Origin of the sequence: Bradyrhizobium sp. CCGUVB23 (assembly GCF_024199885.1) — a bacterium.
Classification (GTDB): Bacteria; Pseudomonadota; Alphaproteobacteria; order Rhizobiales; family Xanthobacteraceae; genus Bradyrhizobium.
The window spans coordinates 2,274,209-2,295,515 of the sequence record NZ_JANADQ010000001.1; the positions used below are offsets into that span (position 1 = coordinate 2,274,209).

At 59.2% G+C, this 21,307-nt stretch carries 17 protein-coding genes; 11 read left to right on the forward strand and 6 right to left on the reverse strand.

Annotation, left to right across the window (positions count from 1 at the left end):
• Positions 1–3: 3 nt before the first annotated feature.
• From NLN62_RS10530 to NLN62_RS10545, 4 genes are all read left to right on the forward strand, one after another.
• Entirely contained in the window at positions 4–333 is a 330-nt protein-coding gene (locus NLN62_RS10530) for a cupin domain-containing protein (protein WP_027527285.1), read from the forward strand.
• 1 nt (position 334) lies between these two features.
• On the forward strand, positions 335–1,924 hold the full coding sequence (locus NLN62_RS10535; protein ID WP_254108711.1) for a class I tRNA ligase family protein: 1,590 nt from the start codon (positions 335–337) through the stop codon (positions 1,922–1,924).
• Complete coding sequence (locus tag NLN62_RS10540) at positions 1,917–3,113, forward strand: PLP-dependent aminotransferase family protein (protein ID WP_254108712.1); 1,197 nt, start codon at positions 1,917–1,919, stop codon at positions 3,111–3,113. Before NLN62_RS10535 ends, NLN62_RS10540 begins: the two co-directional genes overlap by 8 nt.
• A 292-nt stretch (positions 3,114–3,405) precedes the next feature.
• Positions 3,406–3,852, forward strand: coding sequence for a transposase (locus NLN62_RS10545; RefSeq protein ID WP_254108308.1), 447 nt, complete (start codon positions 3,406–3,408; stop codon positions 3,850–3,852).
• 161 nt (positions 3,853–4,013) lie between these two features.
• On the opposite strand, the gene NLN62_RS10550 is transcribed toward NLN62_RS10545, so the two are convergent.
• From NLN62_RS10550 to istA, 3 genes are read right to left on the reverse strand one after another with little or no spacing between them, the layout of a single operon-like run.
• Positions 4,014–4,235: a hypothetical protein gene (locus NLN62_RS10550; RefSeq protein WP_254108354.1), complete on the reverse strand. Its 222-nt coding sequence runs from the start codon at positions 4,233–4,235 to the stop codon at positions 4,014–4,016.
• The gene (istB, locus tag NLN62_RS10555) at positions 4,232–5,011 is read right to left on the reverse strand and encodes an IS21-like element helper ATPase IstB (RefSeq protein ID WP_254108353.1); all 780 of its coding nucleotides are present in this window, start codon (positions 5,009–5,011) and stop codon (positions 4,232–4,234) included. The genes NLN62_RS10550 and istB overlap by 4 nt, the downstream gene beginning before the upstream one ends.
• Positions 5,001–6,539, reverse strand: a complete 1,539-nt coding sequence (istA, locus tag NLN62_RS10560; protein WP_254108352.1) for an IS21 family transposase — start codon at positions 6,537–6,539, stop codon at positions 5,001–5,003. Before istA ends, istB begins: the two co-directional genes overlap by 11 nt.
• 648 nt (positions 6,540–7,187) lie before the next feature.
• On the opposite strand from istA, the gene tnpB reads away from it, so the two are divergent.
• Positions 7,188–7,640, forward strand: coding sequence for an IS66 family insertion sequence element accessory protein TnpB (tnpB, locus tag NLN62_RS10565; RefSeq protein WP_254108713.1), 453 nt, complete (start codon positions 7,188–7,190; stop codon positions 7,638–7,640).
• Positions 7,641–7,740: 100 nt separating this feature from the next.
• Positions 7,741–9,339, forward strand: coding sequence for an IS66 family transposase (locus tag NLN62_RS10570; protein WP_371932934.1), 1,599 nt, complete (start codon positions 7,741–7,743; stop codon positions 9,337–9,339).
• A gap of 1,148 nt (positions 9,340–10,487) precedes the next feature.
• On the opposite strand, the gene NLN62_RS10575 is transcribed toward NLN62_RS10570, so the two are convergent.
• Positions 10,488–12,584 (reverse strand): prolyl oligopeptidase family protein, encoded by a 2,097-nt coding sequence (locus NLN62_RS10575; protein WP_254108714.1) that lies wholly within the window; start codon positions 12,582–12,584, stop codon positions 10,488–10,490.
• A gap of 1,282 nt (positions 12,585–13,866) precedes the next feature.
• On the opposite strand from NLN62_RS10575, the gene mddA reads away from it, so the two are divergent.
• The 3 genes from mddA to NLN62_RS10590 all read left to right on the forward strand — a co-directional run bounded on the left by mddA (position 13,867) and on the right by NLN62_RS10590 (position 16,057).
• Positions 13,867–14,646 carry a methanethiol S-methyltransferase gene (gene mddA / locus NLN62_RS10580; protein ID WP_254108715.1) on the forward strand — a complete coding sequence of 260 codons (780 nt, stop codon included), beginning with the start codon at positions 13,867–13,869 and terminating at the stop codon, positions 14,644–14,646.
• Positions 14,647–15,008: 362 nt separating this feature from the next.
• A complete protein-coding gene (locus NLN62_RS10585; RefSeq protein WP_254108716.1) occupies positions 15,009–15,269 on the forward strand; it encodes a hypothetical protein in 261 nt (86 codons plus the stop codon).
• A gap of 41 nt (positions 15,270–15,310) precedes the next feature.
• Complete coding sequence (locus NLN62_RS10590; RefSeq protein ID WP_254113428.1) at positions 15,311–16,057, forward strand: outer membrane protein; 747 nt, start codon at positions 15,311–15,313, stop codon at positions 16,055–16,057.
• 557 nt (positions 16,058–16,614) lie between these two features.
• Here the strand turns inward: NLN62_RS10590 and NLN62_RS10595 are convergent.
• A complete protein-coding gene (locus tag NLN62_RS10595) occupies positions 16,615–17,379 on the reverse strand; it encodes a LuxR family transcriptional regulator (protein ID WP_254108717.1) in 765 nt (254 codons plus the stop codon).
• Positions 17,380–17,871: 492 nt separating this feature from the next.
• Positions 17,872–18,117, reverse strand: coding sequence for a hypothetical protein (locus NLN62_RS10600; RefSeq protein WP_254108718.1), 246 nt, complete (start codon positions 18,115–18,117; stop codon positions 17,872–17,874).
• Between the two features lie 702 nt (positions 18,118–18,819).
• Between NLN62_RS10600 and NLN62_RS10605 the strand changes: the two genes are divergently transcribed.
• Together NLN62_RS10605 and NLN62_RS10610 are read left to right on the forward strand one after the other, a co-directional pair.
• The gene (locus NLN62_RS10605; protein ID WP_371932955.1) at positions 18,820–19,743 is read left to right on the forward strand and encodes an isocitrate lyase/phosphoenolpyruvate mutase family protein; all 924 of its coding nucleotides are present in this window, start codon (positions 18,820–18,822) and stop codon (positions 19,741–19,743) included.
• Between the two features lie 220 nt (positions 19,744–19,963).
• Positions 19,964–21,151 (forward strand): aminotransferase class I/II-fold pyridoxal phosphate-dependent enzyme, encoded by a 1,188-nt coding sequence (locus tag NLN62_RS10610; RefSeq protein WP_254108719.1) that lies wholly within the window; start codon positions 19,964–19,966, stop codon positions 21,149–21,151.
• Positions 21,152–21,307: the final 156 nt, after the last annotated feature.

A 21,307-nucleotide genomic window follows, 5' to 3' on the forward strand; every position in this document is an offset into this window, starting at 1 on the left:
GACGTGTACACGAAGCAGATCGATCGCTCCCTGATGCGAACCGAATATGGCGTGCTGGTTTGTCGCTTGCTGGAGCATTTGCCGGACGATCTCAGCCCCGAGTTCGGTGCCTCGGTCGTTGAGGTCACCCCCGGTGGCGCGGTCGATCTGCACGCGCACCATGAGCACGAATTATGGGTGCTGATTTCCGGTGAGGGAGAGTTCGAGGCCTCCGGGCAGATCCGGTCGGTCAAGGACGTGACTTTGTTCTACATGCCCCCGCACCAGACCCACGCCATCCGCAATCTCAGCCAGGAGAATACTCTGAAATTCCTCTCGATCTGGTGGGATTGACATGCGCACCTATTTCGTATGTCCGGCTCCCCCCTGCCCTAACGGCAAATTGCATCTCGGTCACGTCGGCGGCGTATACCTGCTCGCCGACATCTTCGTGCGTTTTCAGCGTATGGCCGGCCATCGCGCACACTACATCACCGGCGCAGATGAGCATGGCACGTATACGCTTCTAAAGGCAAGAAAGCTCGGGCAACCCGTCAGCGAGATCGCGCAAAAGCACATTGACGAGATCCTGAAGTGCCTGCGTGCGGTGCACATCACGCCCGATGTCTTCGTTCGCACGTCCAGCGAGATACATAAGGAGAACGCGCTGGCGATTTTCCGCGAGCTGCAGGAGGCCGGTTACATCGAGGTTCTCCAGGGTGTCCAACTCTATTGCGAGCATTGCGATGAATTTGTCGCGGACTCGCTGGCAATCGGGAATTGTCCGGCATGCAATTCAGCGAGCGACAGTAACTTGTGCGAGAACTGTGGCCTGGCAATTCGCCACGACACATTATGCAATGCCCGGCACACCACCTGCGGCCACAATCTTGTACTAAGGCCCGTTGAGCAGGCCGTGTTCGATACGCCCCGCCTCGCCCATGCTCTGGTCGCAGCAATTGGACAAAGCGCCTGGGCCGCGCCCATACGAGACAAGGCGCGCGCTTGGCTCGCCAGCGATGTGCATGGTTTGCCGATGTCGCGCCACTTCAGTCATGGTGTGGAGTTACTGCAGCCTGAAGCTTTGTTCGGCCAAACCCTGCTCACATGGTTTGAAGGCTTGTGGTGCTTTGACACCGGAATTCGTGAGCAATCCGCCAATGATTTTCTGGACGCAAAATCAACCATGCACGACCCTAGCACCAGGCTTGTGTTTTTCATGGGCCAGGACAATCGCTTCTACTACACGATAGGTGTGGCCGGCGCGCTGCTCGCGCGCGGCTATCCAATTCCTACGAACCACTCGATCCAGGATTTCTACAAGCTCGAGGGCGAAAAATTTTCGACCAGTCGCGACCATGCGCTTTGGGCCGACGAAGTGGCGCACGCGGTGGATCCCAATGGACTTCGCTACGCGCTCGCTCGAATTGCGCGGCCATTCGGCAGAGACGAGAACGAGTTTAATGTTGACGGACTGGTCACGGCTGCATCACACCTTCGGGTCTGGGAAGACGCATTGCGCCAATATGCAATCAACGCACGCACATTGGACAGCAGACGTCTGAGATCTCGTTTGCGCATCCTGGCTCAGCGTTACGCGGATGCAATCGAGGAACTCCGATTTTGGGATGCGCTTGATATCGTCGATGGGTACTTCGAGGTAGCCGATTTTGCGCGTGACAACAGCGGCATGTGGAATGCCATGGAGATCTCGCTGTTCCTGAGCCTGCTGTACCCTGTGGTACCCGAGCTTTCGATCCGATATGGCCGGCATTTCTTCGGTGCAGCATGGCAGCCGTCCTTCGGGAAGCTGGCAGCGAAAGCTGGCCTGCCACCAAAGATAGATTTCCCACGCCTCAGCGCCGCGGTACCCACGCATTTCATCGCAGCGTACAATGAGCGTTTTCGCAGGCGCCAGCTAAGTAAGATAGCAGGATATGAATGAGCAAGCCATGAACTCGCCTGTCTCGACGCGCAGCTCCCTCGCTCAGGGCTTTGCGCCGTTCAACTACTCAGCTGCGAAGCACGCCATCAATTTCGGGTATGGGCTTCCCGATCCGGCGATGTTCTCAGAGTTGGCCTGGCCGGACGCATTAAGCCAAAATACTGGCGTCGCCACCGCTGATCTGCTTCAATATACGGATGCGGTCGGTTTGCCCAAGCTCCGAACAAGGCTCGCACAGCGTTATAATGTGCAGCATCAGGAGGTTATCCTTACCGCTGGTGCTTCACAGGCTCTGCAACTGATCGGCGATACCTGGCTCGACCCGGGCGATGTGGTCCTGACCGAGGACCCGTCCTACCTGGGTGCACTGCGCATCTTTTCGATCGCGGGAGCTACCATCCTCCAGCTTGGGATGAGCGCCGATGGCGTCGATGTGAGCGAGCTTGAATCGACCTTGCGCCACAATGCCCGCGTGAAACTTTTCTACACCTCGCCAGCATTTCATAACCCGACTGGGCGCCAGATATCGCGCGCCCACATGGCCCGCCTTGCAGCGATGCTAGCCCAGCACGGGGTGGCGTTGGTACAGGATCTCGTCTATTCGGAGTTACCGTACAACGGTGTAGCTGATTGGCTGCCGCCAGGCGGCAACGTCATAAATATCCACAGCATCTCCAAGCTGGCTGGACCGGGATTGCGAGTGGGTTGGGTCCTTGCAGACTTGGATGTCATCACCAGGTTGGCACGCCTCAAATGCGACGGCGGCGTCAGCCCTATTGTCAGCAATATCGTTTTGTCGTTGCTGCAGTCCGACGCACTTGATACGCACATTGTGCGACTACGCCAGCATTATCGTGCCAAGCGCGACAGCTTGAACACATTGCTGCAGGATAGCCGGTTTTGCGAGCCAGACTATCTCCTTCCAAGCGGCGGTTTTTCGTTTTGGGTACGGCTCGCCCCTGGAATTGAGGCTGAAGCTTTCATTGAGGCTGCGCGCTGCGAGCACGACGTGCATCTTGTGCACGGCCTTCATTATGGCCCACGAAGTGGGCAGCATGTACGCCTGTGCTTTAGCTACCTTCCGACGAATTTGATTGAGGAGGGATTAGCGAGATTGGATAAGCTGCATACAAAGCTGTACACGAGATCGCTACGGACGCTCGCGGAAAGTGGCCGATTCGAACTGTGATATACTCCGAGTTTTACCCAGGAATGACGGGCCGGTCCAATACGTCTGCGAGTTCGAGAGGTGGCTCGATCAATATGCGTGGCCGGGACTGAAATGCCTCCCGAACAGGAAGGATGACTTCCAACGTCCGGTAACGACCGTCTTCGGTTATAAGCGCGGTTTGGGTGACGACTAGCCGAGCAAAGCGTTCAGAACTAGGCCACAACAGCGTAAGCGCTTTTTTCTACGCACCTGTGCAATTGAGAGCCCGGATGGGATGAGGTGTCCACCATGAACAAGGTGGACACCATCGATGATCACTCCAGAAGCCCCTTTTAAGCTTGAGACGCTCGGCGTGTTGCGGAATGGCCGTCGTCGCTATGACCCAGCCAGCAAACAGCGGCTGGTCGAGGCCTGTCTGCAGCCTGGCGTGTCGCTGGCGGGGCTGGCGTTGCAACACGGCGTGAACGCGAACCTGCTGCGCAAGTGGGTGGCCAAGCGACAACTTCAGAACGGGAATGGCCAGCCGGAGGCGCGGGCGGCGATTGCGCCGGCGTTTATTCCGGTGAGCGCGCCGTCGCGGTCGCCAACCCGATCTGCCGGCGCGATCGCCCTTTGCGCTACGGAGCGATCCTCTGCTGGGCGGCTGACGGCATCGATGCCGAACGGCGTGACGCTTTCGCTGGAAGGCGGCGACGCGCAGTTGCTGTCGGTGGTGATTGAAGCGCTGGGGCGTTGCGATGTTCCGGCTGGCGTCTGATCTTCGAGTCTACCTTCACCGCGCGCCGATTGACTTCCGGGCGGTGTTGGTGACTTTCTAAATCCGCACAAAAATGACGACAAGAATGGGCGGTAGGATGGTGAGGGAACTAAAAAGGCGGCCCGCAAAGGCCGCCGCCGAGTGTCGCAGTGGTGTGTGTTTCAGAAGGAGTGTGGTTGCTCTTCGTCGTCGCGGTGATCGGCCGGCGCTTGTTGCTCCTGGATGAGTTCCTGGATCTTGAGGCAGTAGTGCGACCAGATGCTGTCGGATAGATCCTTGAGGAGCTCGTGGACAGCGAGCGCCTGCTCCGGGGTCCATTCGGGATTGATGAGGAAGCTGATCCCGAAGTTGAGGCCGGATGGTTGATGGTGGTTTCTGGTCATGCAACGTGCTCCTTCTCGTTGGTACTGGCGGGCCGGCTTCGATGCTGTGTGCTCTGGGCCTCGGCGCGTTCCAGAGCTTCCTTGAGGCGGTAGGATTCGCCGTCGATGGAGATCACCTCGGATCGGTGCACGAGGCGGTCGACGAGGCTGACGACGCATGCGGCATTTGGGAAGACCTCCGTCCATGCGGCGAAGGGCTTGTTGGTGGTCACGATTGTGGAGCGGGCCTGATAGCGCCGGCTGACGAGTTCGAACAGCAGGTCTGCGTGACGGTTCGAGTAGGATAGATATCCCACCTCGTCGATCGCCAGAACGTCGGCGGCGGCGTAGTGATGGAGCCTTCGGCGCAAAGCGGTATCGCTGTCGAGGGCGGCAAGCTCGCCGAGCATTTCGCTGGCCGATCGGAACAAGACCGAGTGACCGGCGATGAGCGCCTGGTAGGCGATATTCTGCGCGAGGGTCGATTTGCCGACGCCGTTTGGTCCGACGAAGACGATGTTGGTTGCGTCGTTCATGAAGGACAGCGACATCAATTGCTCCACTGCGGCGCGGTCGAGGCGCCTGGGCCAGAGCCAGTCGTAATCGGCCATCGGTTTGAAGTGACCGATCCTGGCGTCGCGCAGGCGTCGCTGCAGCGAGCGCCGGGCACGTTCCTCCTCCTCCCATTGCAGCATGGGGGCCAGCCATGGGGCGCCGGCGATTTCGTCCCAGTGTTCGACCAGGCCGTTGAGGCGCAGCGCCTTGGCGCGGTTCAGCAGGGCATCATCAGTGCTCATCGTCGTTATCTCCAGAAGGGGTCAGTTGGTCGTAGCTGTCGAGGCGGTGCGGCCGGACCGTTGTATCCTTGCGCCGCACATGTTCGGGCAGGCTGGTTTCGACGGGCGGCGGTTCACCACGCTCAAGGCGCCGACGTTCGAGTGCGGCGCGGACCGTCGCCGCATGGACGGAGCCCGCACGCAAAGCGTCCTCGACGGCGGCCTGCAATTCCGTTGCGCCGTAGCGATCGAGCAGCCGCAGCAGCGCGGTCGTGAGCGCACCGATGTTGGCGCCACGTTCGGCGGCCCTGATCATCAGGGTCTGACAGACCGGCACGGTTCGGGTGAGGCTGTTGAGGCCGCGATGCTGGCGCGCCTCACGCTTGATCTCGGCGAGATCCTTCAGGTGTCGTCGGTCTTCGATCTCTTGGCCACGATCATAGCTGCGACGGTGACTGGCGATCATTTGCGCGCCGTCGAAGATCCGGACCTGGCTGAGATCGGCCCGCACGCTCAGCATGCGCCGAACATGGGTATGGGGAACCGTGTAGTCGTTCAGGTCGAACCGCACATAGGGCGTTTTGCCGACCTTCACGGCGACCTGCTCCTCAACGGGATACGGGTTGGCGGGCAGCGGCAGAAGCAGTGGTTGCTCCTTTGCGAACGCCTGGCGTACTGTCATCTCGCGATCCTCCGGACATGGTCGGTCCGCCGCTTCGGATCGGCACCATTGTTCGGCCTGGGCATTCAGCTCGTCGAGATCGGTGAACTTGCGGGCGATGAAGAATGCCTCCCGGATATGCCGTATAGCGCGCTCGACACGGCCTTTTTCGTTGCCCCGGGCAACCGCGACAGGACGCGGCTCGAACCGATAATGGCCGGCGAAGGCAAGCAGCGTGGGATGGAATCGGATCGCATCGCCCTGGCGCTCGAGCACCGCGCTCTTAAGATTGTCGTAGAGCAGGACCCGGGGCAGCCCACACCATGTGTTGAACGCGCCGATGTGGCCGCGCAGGAAGTTTTCCATGCGCGCATCGAGGAAGAAGCGCAGGTAGATGTCGCGCGAGTACGACAGCACCATGACGAACGCCATCAGCGGACGGCGGGCGCGACCGATCTCGATGTGACCGAAGTGCCCCCAATCCACCTGCCCTTGTTCAGACGGCAACGTGCGCAGCCGCAGGAACGCCTCGGCTGGCTTGCGTGGACGGTGCAGAGCGATCAGGTGCCGGAAGTAGCTGGGCGACCCGCGGTAGCCGCGCTCACGCATCATCGCATACAGGCGGCTGGCCGTGAGTGCGGGGAACTGCTCCAGCGTCTTCAGGACGATCGGCAGATAGGGCTCGATCTTCGTGGGGCGCAATATCGGCCTATTCCTGGGCAGTCCGGCCTGGGTCAGGACGCGATGCACGGTCGTGTGATGAACGTGCAACTGCTTCGCAATGGTGCCGCAGCGCCATTTCTCGACGTGATACAGACGCAGGATCTGCGCTTCCAATTCAGGGGTAACGGTCATCGGTCGGGTCTCGGCCTCCATAGGGGTGAGCATGACGAGGCCCCCGGCGACGCACGAAGCCGGTACGAAGGAACAGCGACAACCGACAGCCGCAGAACCGACAGCTCGGCATGGGCATGATCGATGTCGTCGCTCGCTCGCCGACGTCAGTAGGTGCAACAACGACATCGTCCGCAGGCCGGCGCAGTAGTGAACCGACAGGCCATGCGGGTGGAGAGTGATGCGTCACGTTATTGTGCCGCGCCCGGTATCGTCGGGCGCGGGTCGCATGCGCCAGGCGTCCGCGGCGGCTGCGCTGATAACGCCGTCCCGCCTCGCGCAGGCTCTCGCGGCGGGCAGCACGGGCGCAGTCATGGCCGCAATAGCGTTGTCCCCGGTCGCAGTTGCGGCAGATCGTTACCTGCGAACGGCAGCGGCCGCACAGAAAGAAGCGGCCCGTGAGCATCCGCGGCGGTCCTTTCGGAGCGCCGCCGGAGGTTGGTGGAAAAGGTCGACGGAATGCGCTGACAGTGCGATAGTGCAGGCCGCGCACCGTCCGTGGGGCGTGACATCGAGCCCCACTTGCCAGTTGAGATCGGTGTTACGCCGGCTTTGTTTCTGCGGCGCTGATTACCCGCAGATCTACCATAAGGCAGGCGCAAAGCGGGGTACGTCGAAAGGAGCCTCAGGGCGCCCGGAGACGTGCCCCGCGTCTTTTATTCCTCAACTCAGACGCTGGTCGTCGCCGCAAAGGCGTCCGCCCGCTTCGGCGCGATTGGTGAGCGCGCGTGCGGACGCCTTCGCTCTACCGCCGTCGACCTCGTCGTCATTCTTGCGCGGTTTTCGACAGTCAACGACAGGGCGGGGATCAACAGCCTGGCGATCGTGGTCGAGCAGTCGATGGGGCAGGATCCGTTCCAGCGCGCGGTGTTCGCGTTCTGCAATCGCCGCCGCGACCGGGTCAAGCTGCTGATTTATGATCGGTCGGGATTTTGGATGCTGTTGAAGCGGCTGGAGGCGGACCGATTCCATTGGCCCCGAAGCCAGGAGGCGGTGCTGACGCTGACGACGGAGGAACTGCACTGGCTGCTTGACGGCATCGACATCGCGGCGGTGCGGCGCCATCCGGTGCGGCAATATCACAGCGTGGGCTGACCGTGTTCGATGCGGGCGGCGTCATCACCGCTATCGGGTGACGCCGCCAACCGCATGGAACCCGGTTGACGCGGCGGCATGACTTCGATTCAAGACTACGATGAGTCGCAAGCCCACGACGCACGAGATGGAAGCCCTGATCGCGGCGCACGCGGCCGAGATCGCGGCGCTGAAGGCCGAGAACGAGAAACTCGCGCAACGTGTCCTGCATCTTGAGGAGCAGTTGCGCCTGGAGCGCTTGCACCGCTACGCGCCGAAGAGCGAAAAGCTCAAGGAGCGCATCTTCAACGAAGCCGAGCAGGCCGCCGCTGAAAGCCGGGACGACGGCGATGTCGAGGCGGTCGCCGTGCCGGACATGGGATTGCCGGAGGCTCCAAAGCCGGCGCCGAAGACACGCGGCCGCAAGCCGCTGCCTGACGATCTGCCGCGCCAGCGCGTCGAACATGATCTGGGTGAGGATCAAAAGGACTGTCCGTGCTGCCGCAATCGGATGCATCGGATGGGCGAGACCGTCACCGAGCAGTTGCACGTCGAGGTAAAGGCGTCGGTGCTGCAACATGTGCGGTTCAAATATGCGTGCCGTCACTGCGAGCGCACCGCGCTGAACACCCCGATCGTGACCGCGCCGATGCCGGCGCAGCCGTTGCCGGGCAGCGTCGCCACGCCATCGACGCTGGCGCTCGTGCTCGCCAACAAATACGTCGACGGCACGCCGCTGTATCGTGTGGCGGACGCGCTGGGGCGGGCCGAGATCAGCATCAGCCGCGGGACGCTGGGCAACTGGGTGATCCGGGCGAGCGAATTGCATCTGCATCGGGTCTATGACGCGCTACAGCAAAAGCTCAGGGCGCAGCCCCTGGTCCACGGTGACGAAACCTGGGTGCAGGTTCTGAAAGAGGAGGGCCGGGACGCGCAGGCCAAATCCTTCATGTGGGCCTACCGCAGCGGCCAGGACTGCGCGCAGCCGGTCGTGCTGTTCGATTACCAGCCCGGTCGCGGTCAGGAGTATCCGCAGGCGTTCCTGGCCGGCTATCGCGGCTTGTTGATGAGCGATGGCTATGACGCCTGGCGCACGCTGACAGGCGCGACCCATCTCGGCTGTATGGCGCATGCCCGCAGGAAATTTACCGACGCGCTCAAGGCCAGGAAGACGCCCGGCGGTTCACCATTGCAGGCGCTCAAGTTCTTCGAGGCGTTGTATGAGGTCGAGAGAGTGGCGCGCCAGACGCCGCCCGACGGCGAAACGCGCGCCGCATACACCGTGCGGCTGCGCCAGCAGCATAGCCTGCCGGTATTGGCCGCCTTCAAGACGTGGCTCGACGACCAGGCGCCGAAGGTCCTGCCCGAAAGCTTGACCGGCAAGGCGATCGCCTATGCGCGCAACCAATGGGACTATCTGACCCGCTACACCAGTGACGGTCTTGCGCCAATCGACAACAATGTTCTGGAGCGCGACATCAGGCCGTTTTGCACCGGAAGAAAAAGTTGGCTGTTCAGCGATACCGTTGCCGGCGCCAAGGCAAGCGCCGTGATCTACAGTTTGGTGCTGACATGCCGGGCATGCGACGTCGATCCCTATGCATGGTTACGTCACGCGCTCACTGAACTGCCTCAGCGTGCGCCCGACGCCGACATCGAAGATCTGTTGCCGTTCAACTGCACCGGTCAAACACACCTGCCAGCTGAGAACAGCGGCTGACGTTCGAACGCTCAGGTCAACCAAGCCGTTCCGATGATCCCGCTGGGGCCCGGCGTCACACCACGCCGCGGCCACCCGCGCGCGCAGCCTGTGCAGTAAAATGCGCGCTTACACAACAGCAACCCCAGCTAGGCGAAGATTAGGCCGGGCCTATTGGCCAATCGCAGCGCCAACCAGTTGGTCGTGCCAGTCTGGTAGCGACAGATATTGACGGCCGAGATGGCCGTCGCCCTTCATGCGACCAGTCTACGAGGTCCATGGAAGAGTGGCGACTGAGCTCGCGTTTGATTGCGCCATAGACGCAGCGCTTCTGGCCGACAATCAAGACACGGCGCAGGTTCGGCAAATAGCTCTCGGTCGACACAGGCGCTGTCGATGATGTGGCCGGTGAGAGCTCGGCGGCATTCGAGAATGCCGCCGAGCTGTTGCCGTCATACGGTTGCCCGGCAGGCCTTTCGTTCCGCAGGATCTGGCCTCATGGGCACGGCCTGTGGATGATGGCGGTGAGTGCATGACGCCGAACTCAGATGACGCTGAGCTTCTTCCTGCCGATGTACTCGATCCCAGGTGCTTCCGCGCGGTGCTTCTATCCAAACGGCGCGCTGACTACCGTCGGTGTCCGAGCGGAATGCCTAGCTTTAGCGCCTTCTGACGCAGTGATCCGACGCTTCTCTTTGTAAGCTTTGCGATTTTCGTAACGGGTGTCTTCGCTCTCGAGTGTGCGCGCAGTTCCTTTACGTCCGTCTTCGTGTACTCGCGACGTACAATCTTCTTATTCAGCGTCTTGGCCATCATAACTCCCTTGGCATTTCTGAGCACGCATCTAGCCGAGATAAAGTAGAGCTGCCAAGCATGCGGGGGTTGCATGCCCAAGGCCTCCTGAACCCACCGGATACCCTTCACTTTTTCCAAGCTCAGGAGTGGTCTATCCAGATCGAAGCAAATCTAGCTGTTGGCCACGCGAATATGTCACTGGTAAGTATAGATCTGGGCGCTACACATCGGTTTGCGCGGACGCAATGTCGAACGAGGGTTGCGGAAAGTACTCGAGAAGCTCGCGCTCGATTCGGACCTCGCGCTGTGCGGTCGCCTAAAACTACGACGAGCAATTTCAGGCCGGTTTGCGAGATCGTACGAACGAAGCTCGCTTACGAGTCGTCCTCCAGCCAGCCGATCTTGCTTTTCAGGAATTGGAAGCCCAGTACCTGAAAGCCAGCCTGCTCCTTGTTGTCCCGGCCATAGCCGTGGCCGCCAGCGTTCGGCTCGTAGAGATAAGCCTCATAGCCCATCGCTTGAAGCTTGGCGACCATCTTCCGAGCGTGCCCGGGATGGACGCGATCGTCCCGCCGCGTCGTGGCGATCAGGATCGGCGGGTAGTCCTGCCCGGGCGCGGCGTTATGGTAGGCGGAATAGGTCTTGAGCCATTCCCATTCCTCGGGCTTGTCAGGATCGCCAAATTCCGCGATCCAACTCGCGCCCGCGAGCAGCTTCGTGTAGCGGCGCATGTCGATCAGCGGGATGGTGCAGAACAGCGCGCCGAAACGCTCAGGGTACCGCGTCAGCATATTGCTGATGAGAATGCCACCGTTCGATCCGCCCTCGGCCACGATCCGTTTTGCCTGTGTGACGCCGCGGCGGACAAGGTCGGCCGCGACGCTTGCGAAATCATCATGGGAGAGCCGCTTGCCGGCGAGGCGTCCAGCATCGTGCCATCGCGTGCCGAACTCGCCGCCGCCACGCAAATGTGCCTGCACCGTGGTGCCCCCACGCTCGAGCCACAGCTTGCCGAGCGCGGAATTGTAGTACGGCTTCACTGAGGTACCGAACCCGCCATAACCGCTCATGTGCACGGGCGCCTCACCCGTCTCCTGTTTCGGCCCGGTCTGCACATACGGAATGCGCTCGCCGTCGACCGAGATCGCTTCATGCTGGGTGACCACCAGACCATCAGCGATAAACGTTTTTGGCGCCTCCTTCAGCACGGCTGGACTGGAGACACCCTCTTGCAATAGCATCAGTAACGGAGGCGTAAGCGGATCCTGGATCTTCGCAAGCAGGTCACCATTGCTCTCTAATGGATCGCGATCAAGCGGCCAGACATCAACGACGCCGATATCGGGGAGCACGCTCACCTGCTCGCGGCTCCAAGTCGTAGCGGATGGCGTGCAGATCTCGAACACCGGTCGCAGCTCGTCCAGGATGGAGAGGACAAGCCTACCGCCCGACCAGAAAAATCCCTGCAGTGCGCGCCGCGGGGTCGCCATAAAAAGCACCGCAAAATTACGTTTCCCAGCGAGAAAGTCGGTCAACGATATGCCGACCAGGGTATCTGCCGGGTAGATCACTCCGGCGATTGTCGCAGCCGAGCGGAGCTTCACCGCGAGCCAATCCTGATGCGCCTGCAGCCAGACATCGGTAGGAGGGTCGAGCTGGATGTTCGCCCCTAATTCGGTTCCGAGCCAGGTGTGGGAGTTGAAGAAATTCAGCTGTTCGGTGAACCAGACGCGTTTTTCTTGGCCGGTTCGATCGATCGTGCAGTTGACGCCAATACGATCGGCAGTCGTCTCAAACACCACGGCCGCTCGTTCGATGGGGTCACCGCGGTGCCACAATCGGATGGTCCGGGCATAGCCCGAAACTGTCGCCATGCCCTTGCCATACGCGCTGGACACCAGCAGCTTGTCCTGATCGACCCAAGTGGCACTGCTCTTCGCTTCCCCAAGCACAAAACCATCAGCCACAAAACTCTTCGTGGCCATGTCAAACTCGCGCAGCGTCACGGCATCGCTGCCGCCCCGTGACAGAGCGAGTATGACTTGCGAGCTACTAGGCAGCATGGCGGTCCAGCTTACAAGCCAGTCCTCGCCTTCAATGGCCGCGAGCCGATCCACATCGAGTAAAACGTCCCATGACGGCTTCGACTTTCGAAATTCTTCTAAATTGGTTCGACGCCAGAGGCCCCGCGGATTATTGGCATCTTTCCAAAGGTTGTAGAGATGGTCGCCGTGCCGGCTGACATGCGGTATATTGTCCGCCCGGTCGTAGATTGAAGCCAGCGCGTCGCGATGCTGCGTGAATGTCGCTCCGCCGAACACCTGCAGAGTTTTGCCATTTTGCTGCTCGATAAAGTCAAGTGCCCGCGAGCCCTCTATCTCTTCCAGCCAGAGATAGGGATCATCATCTGGAGCGGAGAGCGTTGGCTTTCCTTGCCCTGACGGCTCTGTCGGCGAAGTTCCTTCAACCACAAATCACTCCAATGTTAGCATCAACTGGGCTTTTATAAGCTGCCAACGCCTGCGTTATACGGACTCCAGCCTACAACCTGCCGCGCCAGTCACTTCAAGCTCTTTCCCACCAGAGCAGTGCGATTATCCGTGGCTCGGGGCTTTGCATGGCCTGAGGCGCAGACTTTTCTGCGCACTAGGATAGCAGGCCTATGATAGTTGTTCAGATCGCCGACTTATTTGAATGGGTCACGGTCTGGAGACTTAGGGAATGCGGGGCATGCTTTGCATCCCTTGCTCGAACGCGGCGAACAGCCGCTTTCGAAAGTGACCAAGAAACACGAAATAGCCGTAGCAGGAGCGCCGACGACGCTGATCGAGGAGTGTTTCGCCGCTCTTCGCGTCTGCGATCAGGTGACGGGTTAGCGATCCTCTGCTCGAGTTGATCGAGCGACTGCCGCGCCTCAGTCATTCTGTTACATCGAGACCCCACCAAATGATCGGGACGAGAGCTGAAAGCAACGTCTTCTATATCAGGTGGATTGCGTCGTGAAAATATAATGCTCAGCGACTGACAATCGATCCGCTCCCAATGCTCAGCAAAGCCATGCCGCACCACCATGCCGCGGGTCTCATCCCGCGCGATGAGCGATTCAAAAATCGGCGGCATGCTTCGCCGGCTGACGGAGTCAATCCCGTTGACGAGGAAAGGTGTTGGAACTCCGGACCATGCCAACTCGAGCGCCACCGGCGCATCAAGCGATGAAGCGTATTAGAGAACTACAACCGAGTCGCTATAGGGAGCATCATCGTCAAAACTCGCGCAGGCGAGGCGTGAGGGGTGGCTGGCGTCACATAGGCGCCCATTTGCCAACCGTATTCGGTGGCTACGGCGATGTCAGAAATCCAACAAGCCTCCGCATTCTTCGTTTGGGGCCGCCGCTAGCACGCGCGTTCTCGCGTCGGGGCAAGATGCTCCGCTCTTCCGCGATCGGCACGCCCTTTGCTGGGATCAGGACGAAGGCCCCGTAGCCAATGTTGCTCGCACCGCAGGGCGCCAGGAGTTCATGGTGAGACCTACTTGTTACCATCGTTCTGAGATAATCACACCGTGCTTTTCCTTCGTTGCACCTCCGCTCTCTGCACAGGGGCGGGCGGTGCTTTGATGATATTTGAGGCATTTGGCCGCACAAGCTGCATTACGTGTATGTGGAGGACCGCGAGGCTTTGATCGCGTGATTTTCAAGATGCTTCAGCGCCGCGCTGCCCTAGGCAAGCCGTTTCCTGAAAGCGGAGTCAATCCATGCTTAAAGTGAACTCCATAGGCCAAGCAGCTTCCCAGATTCGATCATTACGATTGATCGCTCTTCTATACGGCTTGCTCGCTTATGCGGCTTTTCTTGTCACCATTGTCTACACTGCCGGCTTTGTAAGCGGCATAGGCGTACCAAAGACGATTGACACGGGGCCTCACACGTCCGTCGTCGATGCGCTTTCCATAAACACGTTGTTGATGGCTCTGTTTGCCATCCAGCACACCGGCATGGCGCGCAAGTGGTTCAAGAACCGGTGGACACGATATGTGCCGAACTACATCGAACGAAGTACTTACGTGCTAATCGCGAGCCTTTGCCTCATGTTGCTATTCTGGCAGTGGCGGCCGCTTCCGGCGGTTATTTGGCACGTCGAGGACCCCGACGTATCCGTAATGATTGGAACCCTATCATTCATCGGCTGGACGCTGGTGTTCGCCAGCACGTTCCTGATCGATCATTTTGAATTGTTCGGACTGCGTCACGTTATCGCCAATCTCAGGGGGCGCGGCATAGCGGCGCAGCAGTTCCGGACGCCGCTGTACTACAAATTCGTGCGACATCCGATCTATCTCGGCTTCATCATCGCGTTCTGGGCCGCGCCAGTGATGACAATCGGGCATTTACTGTTTGCAGCCGTGACCACCACCTACATCTTTGTCGGGATTTTCTTCGAAGAGCAGGATCTTCTCCAGCTGTTTGGGGAGCAGTACGGCCAATACAAAAAACAAGTCAGCATGCTCATCCCGTGGCGCAAATTGGACCGGTAGGAATCAGATAGAAAAGGCAGTCGCTCCCGAAAAGTGCATCGCCAGGTTCACGATCCCATCGGAGGACCTGCGAGCGGCGCTCCATCCATCTCAGACATCGCTGTGTCCGAAGGGCCGAAGGCGCACCGATCATCGGCACTCTAACATTCGCTGCTGCGCATGCAGCAAAGCATTATCGAGCTGCTAGTCCGGTTCAGTATAGGGAATCATTTCGGCGCGCGGCCCTGTCGGTACGATTGAGGCGGTGATGACCCACCGCGCAGCACTCCACGAACCAGTTGCCGATACAGCACGGCATCCTCGCCGCGCTTATCCTCTCACAGATGGACACGACAATTTCGACGAAAGCACACGAGTTGTCATTGACATCTAAATTCACTCGTGCCGCACTCCAATTGTTGTCCATCACCGAAAGCATACCGTGGCCGTCCTTCGTCAACGAGCTTCGACCCACGGCCACCAATTACATTGTCGAAACTTCCTGTACGCATCTGATACAGATCGCTGCGTTCATTGTTAGTGATATTCAAGCGTACAACCTCACGCAGCGTCAGAATCAAGCCGATTCTTTGAGAGTGAATGTTGCGCCGCAGTTACAGCAATTCGCGTTGGCGCTGTTATGACGCGCGCGGCCGGGGGCCCTCTAAAGGAAATGAAGCTCGAAATGAAGAACTTGTTGCTTATGACTGCGAGCATCGTCGCACTCAGCGCTGCGGCGCCTGCATTCGCTGCGGATCTCGCTGCACAGCCGGTCTACACCAAGGCGCCACCGCCGCCCGCACCGGTCGCGGTCGCGCTCTACGACTGGAGTGGTTTCTATGCTGGTATCAACGGCGGCTGGGGTTCGAGCCACAACTCCTGGGATTTCGCAGGCACGACCCCTGAGGGCTCCCACGACGCAAGCGGCGGTACGCTCGGTGGGCAGATCGGTTATCGCTGGCAGATCGGCCAGGCAGTGCTTGGCGTCGAAGGCCAGGGCAACTGGGCCGATTTCAACGGCTCCAATGTCAGCACGGCCTTTCCGGCCAACAGCAATCACACGAGGATCGACTCGTTCGGCTTGATCACCGGCCAGATCGGGTATGCCATCAGCAACATGCTGCTCTACGCGAAAGGGGGCGCCGCCGTGGTGAGCAGCAACTATCAGATCAACTCCGTTTCGCCAGGCACGCCGCTTGGCAGCGCGGACACCACGCGTTGGGGGGGCGTCGCTGGTGCGGGGCTCGAGATCAACCTGACGCCGAACTGGTCAGCTGGTGTTGAGTATGACCACGTATTCATGCCGACCAGCGACGTGAGCTTCGCAGCCGCTGGAGGTGGTACGCTTGGGAACGATCGCATCCGTCAAGATTTCGATCTCGTGACCGCGCGGCTCAATTACAAGTTTGGCTGGCCCGTGGTCTTCAAATAACGATCTTCTCACCTGCAATCGCGATCGAGAGCTCCGACCCTTGGGCCGGGGCTCTTTGAGGTATTCATTTGAGTGTAGGCACCCCTTGCCTTCTCGTTTTGAGGGTCCTGGGAGAGGTCGGTGCGGAAGTGCTGAACGACACCGACCGCGCAAGGCGCCATGAATCCCGGCGTTTGCATTCGGCAATCATGGCGAAAGCGGACGTCATTCTCATTAGGCGGCTCTCCGGCAAGTGTGGAATACCGGACGATCTGCATCTAAGGCATTTTCCACGCACTCGATGCCGCGCGTAAAGCTCAGGAAAGACCATTCAAAGTGCCTCTCGCTAAGTGATGCTGCGAGTACGGAAAATCCTCACCAGCAAGGCACGGCTGGTCTGCTGGCGCCGGCCGAATGAATGGCAGCGCCAATCGATCAAGTCACGACCCAATAGACGTTCGCGGCGATTCATGGCGACAAGCGCAGCCGTTTGAGGCCATACTGCCGCGAGGCGTGTTCCTTCTGAGATTTCAGTTCACCACATTCATGGGGAGCCTTGCGAGCGGACGCGAAACCAGCTAGGCGACCATCGGCGTTGCCAACGCGGGCGCCGAAAATTCAATAAGACCAAGGCGAAGTGCCTTTACGAGGCCTTGAGTCCGGTTCGCCGTGCCGAGCTTTCGTATTGCGTTCTTAAGATGAAAATTCACTGTATTCTCACTAACATTCAGTATCTTACCGATTTCCCAGGACGATTTTCCCTCCGCCACCCATCGTAGGCAATCCTTTTCGCGCTCCGATAGGGTCACTTTCCTATCGCAGGCACTGTCGGTGGGCTTTGCGATGTCCGCAAATGCAACATGGAAGTGCCAAGCCAACGCGTTGAGACGCCTCACATTCCCCTGAGGATCGGCATCATCAAAACGGGACGCGAACGACACCACAGATATCCGGCCTGATGGCCCAAATAGTGGCACGCTGATGCCACGCTTCAGGCCTGCCTCTCTGGCCTCGTCTAGTACGCGTTGCTCACACGCCTGCAGCTGATATTCCTTGGCGAGTTCGTCCCATAGAAATGGTCCCGCAAACATCGGTGTCCGCCGTACCACCGGATCGACGGTATAGTACTTGCGTTCCAAATAGCGTTGACACCAGTCTGGCGGAGCCTTCATAGCCACCAGAGGCGGTGGGCACCCCGGTAGACGAAGCGGCTCCGCGAACGTGAGCGCTCCGTAAGCGACCTCAGTGAAGCCCTCTTCGCTTGCACAGTTCACAAGCAGATCAAACAGAGCTTTCAGAGATTGCGTTTGGTTCGCGCATTCGACGAAGCTAAAGAGATTCATTTGGCGCCTCACGCGATCGCCAGAAGGCCGCTATACGCCATTCAACTGAACTCGTTTCAGACGCAGATTAGCTCGCGACTTCTTCCCGTTCGCAATGTGGTCGCGCGAATGCCGCGATAGCCGCGGATCGCAAACGGCTCGCAGCCCGGGTAAGATCTGCATACGCTGGCGATACAGGCGAAGTCGGAACGTCCTCGCGTTTCCGCCGACTTAGATGGCAGTGTCCCCGTAGTTCCCTTGATGTCCGACCGATGGTAGATCGCGCGTGACACGCCTGGGCCGATATTCCGCCATAGAGTAAACGGCCTTGACGGTCCCCGATCCGCCAGTCGAGCATCAGCCGGTCGCTTGATCGCTGGCGCGGCGAGACTCTCCGCCCCAATTTTGACCAGCGGCGCGAGCTGCAGTGCGCAGGACCATCTGATGCCGGGCTCAGGCTGTTTGAACTCACGATTGACGATCTGCTTGCGATCGACAATAAGCTCGGCGGGACTATATCTCCTGCAACTTCTTGAGGATCGCGGCTGCCCGCGCATAGTTGATCGGCCGTGAGCCGGCATCGGCGAATGCGGAATCGGCGAAGAGCACGGCAGGCTCGTATGAGGACAATACCTTCGGAAAGGAATCCGATCCGTCTGCGGGTCCTACTGCGAGGACGGTGATTTCGCCGTCGAACTCCTCGCGCAGGTCCGGCCCCCCTTCCAACAAGCGCCGTTCGAGGCGAACGATGACCGTCACCGCGCGGGCGCGCGCTGATATTGGTGAGAGGCTGCACGCGATTTCGAACGGACTCGGGAACCTGTTTGATCCAGATGACGCTGTGCATACGCTTCTCCAAAACTTTGCAAGGCTCTGAGATGAGCGCAGCAAGTGTCATACCACTCGCGGCCCACGCGACAATTCGTCGTCAATACAAGCACTTGAAGGGATCGCCAGATTTTGACCGACTTTAAGCACTGCGACTTACGTCGGAACTGCAACAGCGCGGTTTGCGTCAGCCCCGACATCCGTAGACGAAATTGAAACACGGCACACGGATTCCTCCTCGCACTCCCAAAGGCTGAGCAAAGCTGGAGGCTGCACGCTCGCGAGCGGTCGAAGCTCTTGACCGATTTGCATCGCACGATGCCTGCATCGCTGCCCCATTTTTGGTTACGCAATCAATCGCCCCCCGACCCACTGAAGGATCGGAATTGTGTGCTCCTCGTTGTCGACATCCAACGATTTGTGCGCCAGTCAACTACCAACGCTAGCAATTGATCGGGATCACGGACACGTGCCAATAAGTGCTTAGTTAATGCAGCGCAGGTCACGCCTCCTAGGATACTCGGCATGCAACATAGATCTGTTCGCGCAACCGACTCCGATCGAGGTGCGAACTCGCCACCCGACGATATGCTCCGACCTCAGATTTGCTCGAACGATCACCTCTCCTTTCTTATGGAAGCCCATGACGGACTTTCGGGAGCGATCGCCCAGCGCGCAGGTTTTAAAGCACTCTGGGCTTCTGGTCGGTCAATTGCGTCCTCTCTTGGCTACCGCGATGCCAACGAGGCCTCTTGGAGCCAACTCGTCGACGTGCTCGAACGCATCGTGGACTCGAGCGAGCTGCCGGTGCTCGTTGACGGCGATACCGGCTTCGGCAATTTTAACAATGCGCGTCTCCTAGCACGCAAACTCCGGCAACGTGGGGCTGCCGCCCTCGCGCTGCAGGACAGCTGTTTTCCGAAAATGAACTCCTGCCAGCGGCATGTCCTCGCCGACATCGGTGAGTTCTCGGGCCGTCTGCGAGCAGTGAGGGATACAGTTGGGCGAGAGTTGGTTCTCGTCGCAGGGATCGAAGCGCTGATTGTCGGTCGTGAAATAGACGAAGCGGTTTCGCGCGCTCACGCTTACGCCGACGCGGGGGCCGACGCGACTCTCATTCACTCGCGAAAGAGTACCGCGGAAGAGATCTTTGAATTTGCGAGTGCCTGGCGGAACCGACTACCCGTCGTGATCATCCCAACAAAGTACTATCAAACGCCGGTCTCTGCATATCGCGAGGCGCGCATTTCCACGGTGATCTGGGCCAACCACTCCATGCGAGCCGCAATATTGGTATGCGCAGGGTCTGCGCTCGGATCATGGCTAGGGAAGGGATCGCGAGTATTGAGCCCCATATTGCGACGCTTGCTGAGATTTTCGATCTATTGGGGTACGACGAACTCGTCCGTGCCGAAGCGCGATATCTCCAACCCGATGACCAAAAAAGCTAGCTCCTCATGCGCCACTGGACACATGCAGTTTCGACGAACTGGAGCCATGCACCCATTTCATCGTTGTCCGCCATTGAACCCCGCAGCGCAGCACGTGGAGATTTGATGGCGCGACAGCCCTATTACACGACCTACTTCGGTCCCATCAACTTGCTCGGCGGCCAGGCACCGAGGAAAAGCACCGAATTCATTCGGCGGCCAGAAACAATCAAGAAGGGGCTCTGATGTGTGTTTTAGATCAATTCCGGTGTTACTTTTGCTGCAAATCCGACAGATCTGCGGCCGCCCAGCAACGATCCCACAAAATTTAGGGGCGAGCGCTCTTGTTGGCGCACCGGACAGCTTTGGTCAAATTGTGGGGCCAAACTGCGATCAGGACCGCCGGAAAGGAGGGTACTGCACGCGGCGAGGATATCATTGATCTGACCGCAGAAGAGATCTGGAGCGAACTCGCTCCATCCGTGCGCGAGGGCGCGATTGCAGCGATCAACGGCAACCTCAACTGCTATACCGACCAGATCGGGCTGCTGGCGCTGCGCCATGCACTTGCTCGCAAGCTTTCCGCTGAGACGGCTCAGCCATGGTCGGCAGACGAAATCGCTGTGACGAGCGGCGCCAAGCAGGCGCTCTTCAATGCGGCCCTGGCCCTTCTAAATCCCGGTGACGAAGTACTGATCCCCGCCCCCTACTGGACGACTTTTCCCACACAGGTAATTATTGCCGGCGGGACGCCGATCTTTGTCGAAAGTCGACACAACAATTACGTGCCGAGGCTTACGGATCTTGCCGCGGCCATTACATCGAGAACCAAAGCGGTCGTGGTCAACACGCCAAACAATCCGACAGGCACAGTCTACGACCGCGACACCCTTAGTGGGATTGCCCAACTCGCGAGGGATCGGAACTTCTGGATAATCTTCGACGAATCCTACGGAGCTTTCGTTCATCCCCCACATTTGCATCATTCGATCCTATCGGTGGCGCCCCAGGCACGCGATCGCATATTGATCGTCAATTCCTTTTCGACGTCGTTGGCCCTCACTGGCTGGCGGATTGGCTATATCGCTGGGCCCAAAGCTGTTGTCAGTGCGGTTAAGGCGCTACAAACCCATACAACATCGAACCCCAATGTCATTGCGCAGCATGCGCTACTGTATCACCTCAACTCTGGCGACTCTGCCTTCGAATTGAAATTGCAGCGCCACATTTCGGACGCGCGAGTACTCGGGCTCTCGATTCTTTCAGATCTGAAACTGGTATCCCCGCCTGCTGCCCAAGGCGGATTGTTTTTCTACCTCGATCTCAGCGGTTTCCAGCGGCGTCCGACGGCCAATGGCTGCGAATTCAACCCCGATGACATCGCTGATGCGTTACTAATGAACGCTGGCGTCGCAACAGTTTCGGGCACCGCCTTTGGCGATCCATCCGGTCTCCGGCTTTCCTACGGCGTCGATCTTGAACTACTCGGTAAGGGTTTGCGGCGCCTGACTACAACTCTGAACGAGTGGAACTGAAATTTGGCTTCACGATTCTCAATATGAATCGAACTATCATTGACCTCCACTTTCAGCTCGCGCCATCATGTTTGTGGCAGGACGCGACTTGCGCCCGCGTCATTGGTGTGTTGAGTGTATTGTAAGACCGCATGTCCGCCTCCGCCGGTGAGGTGA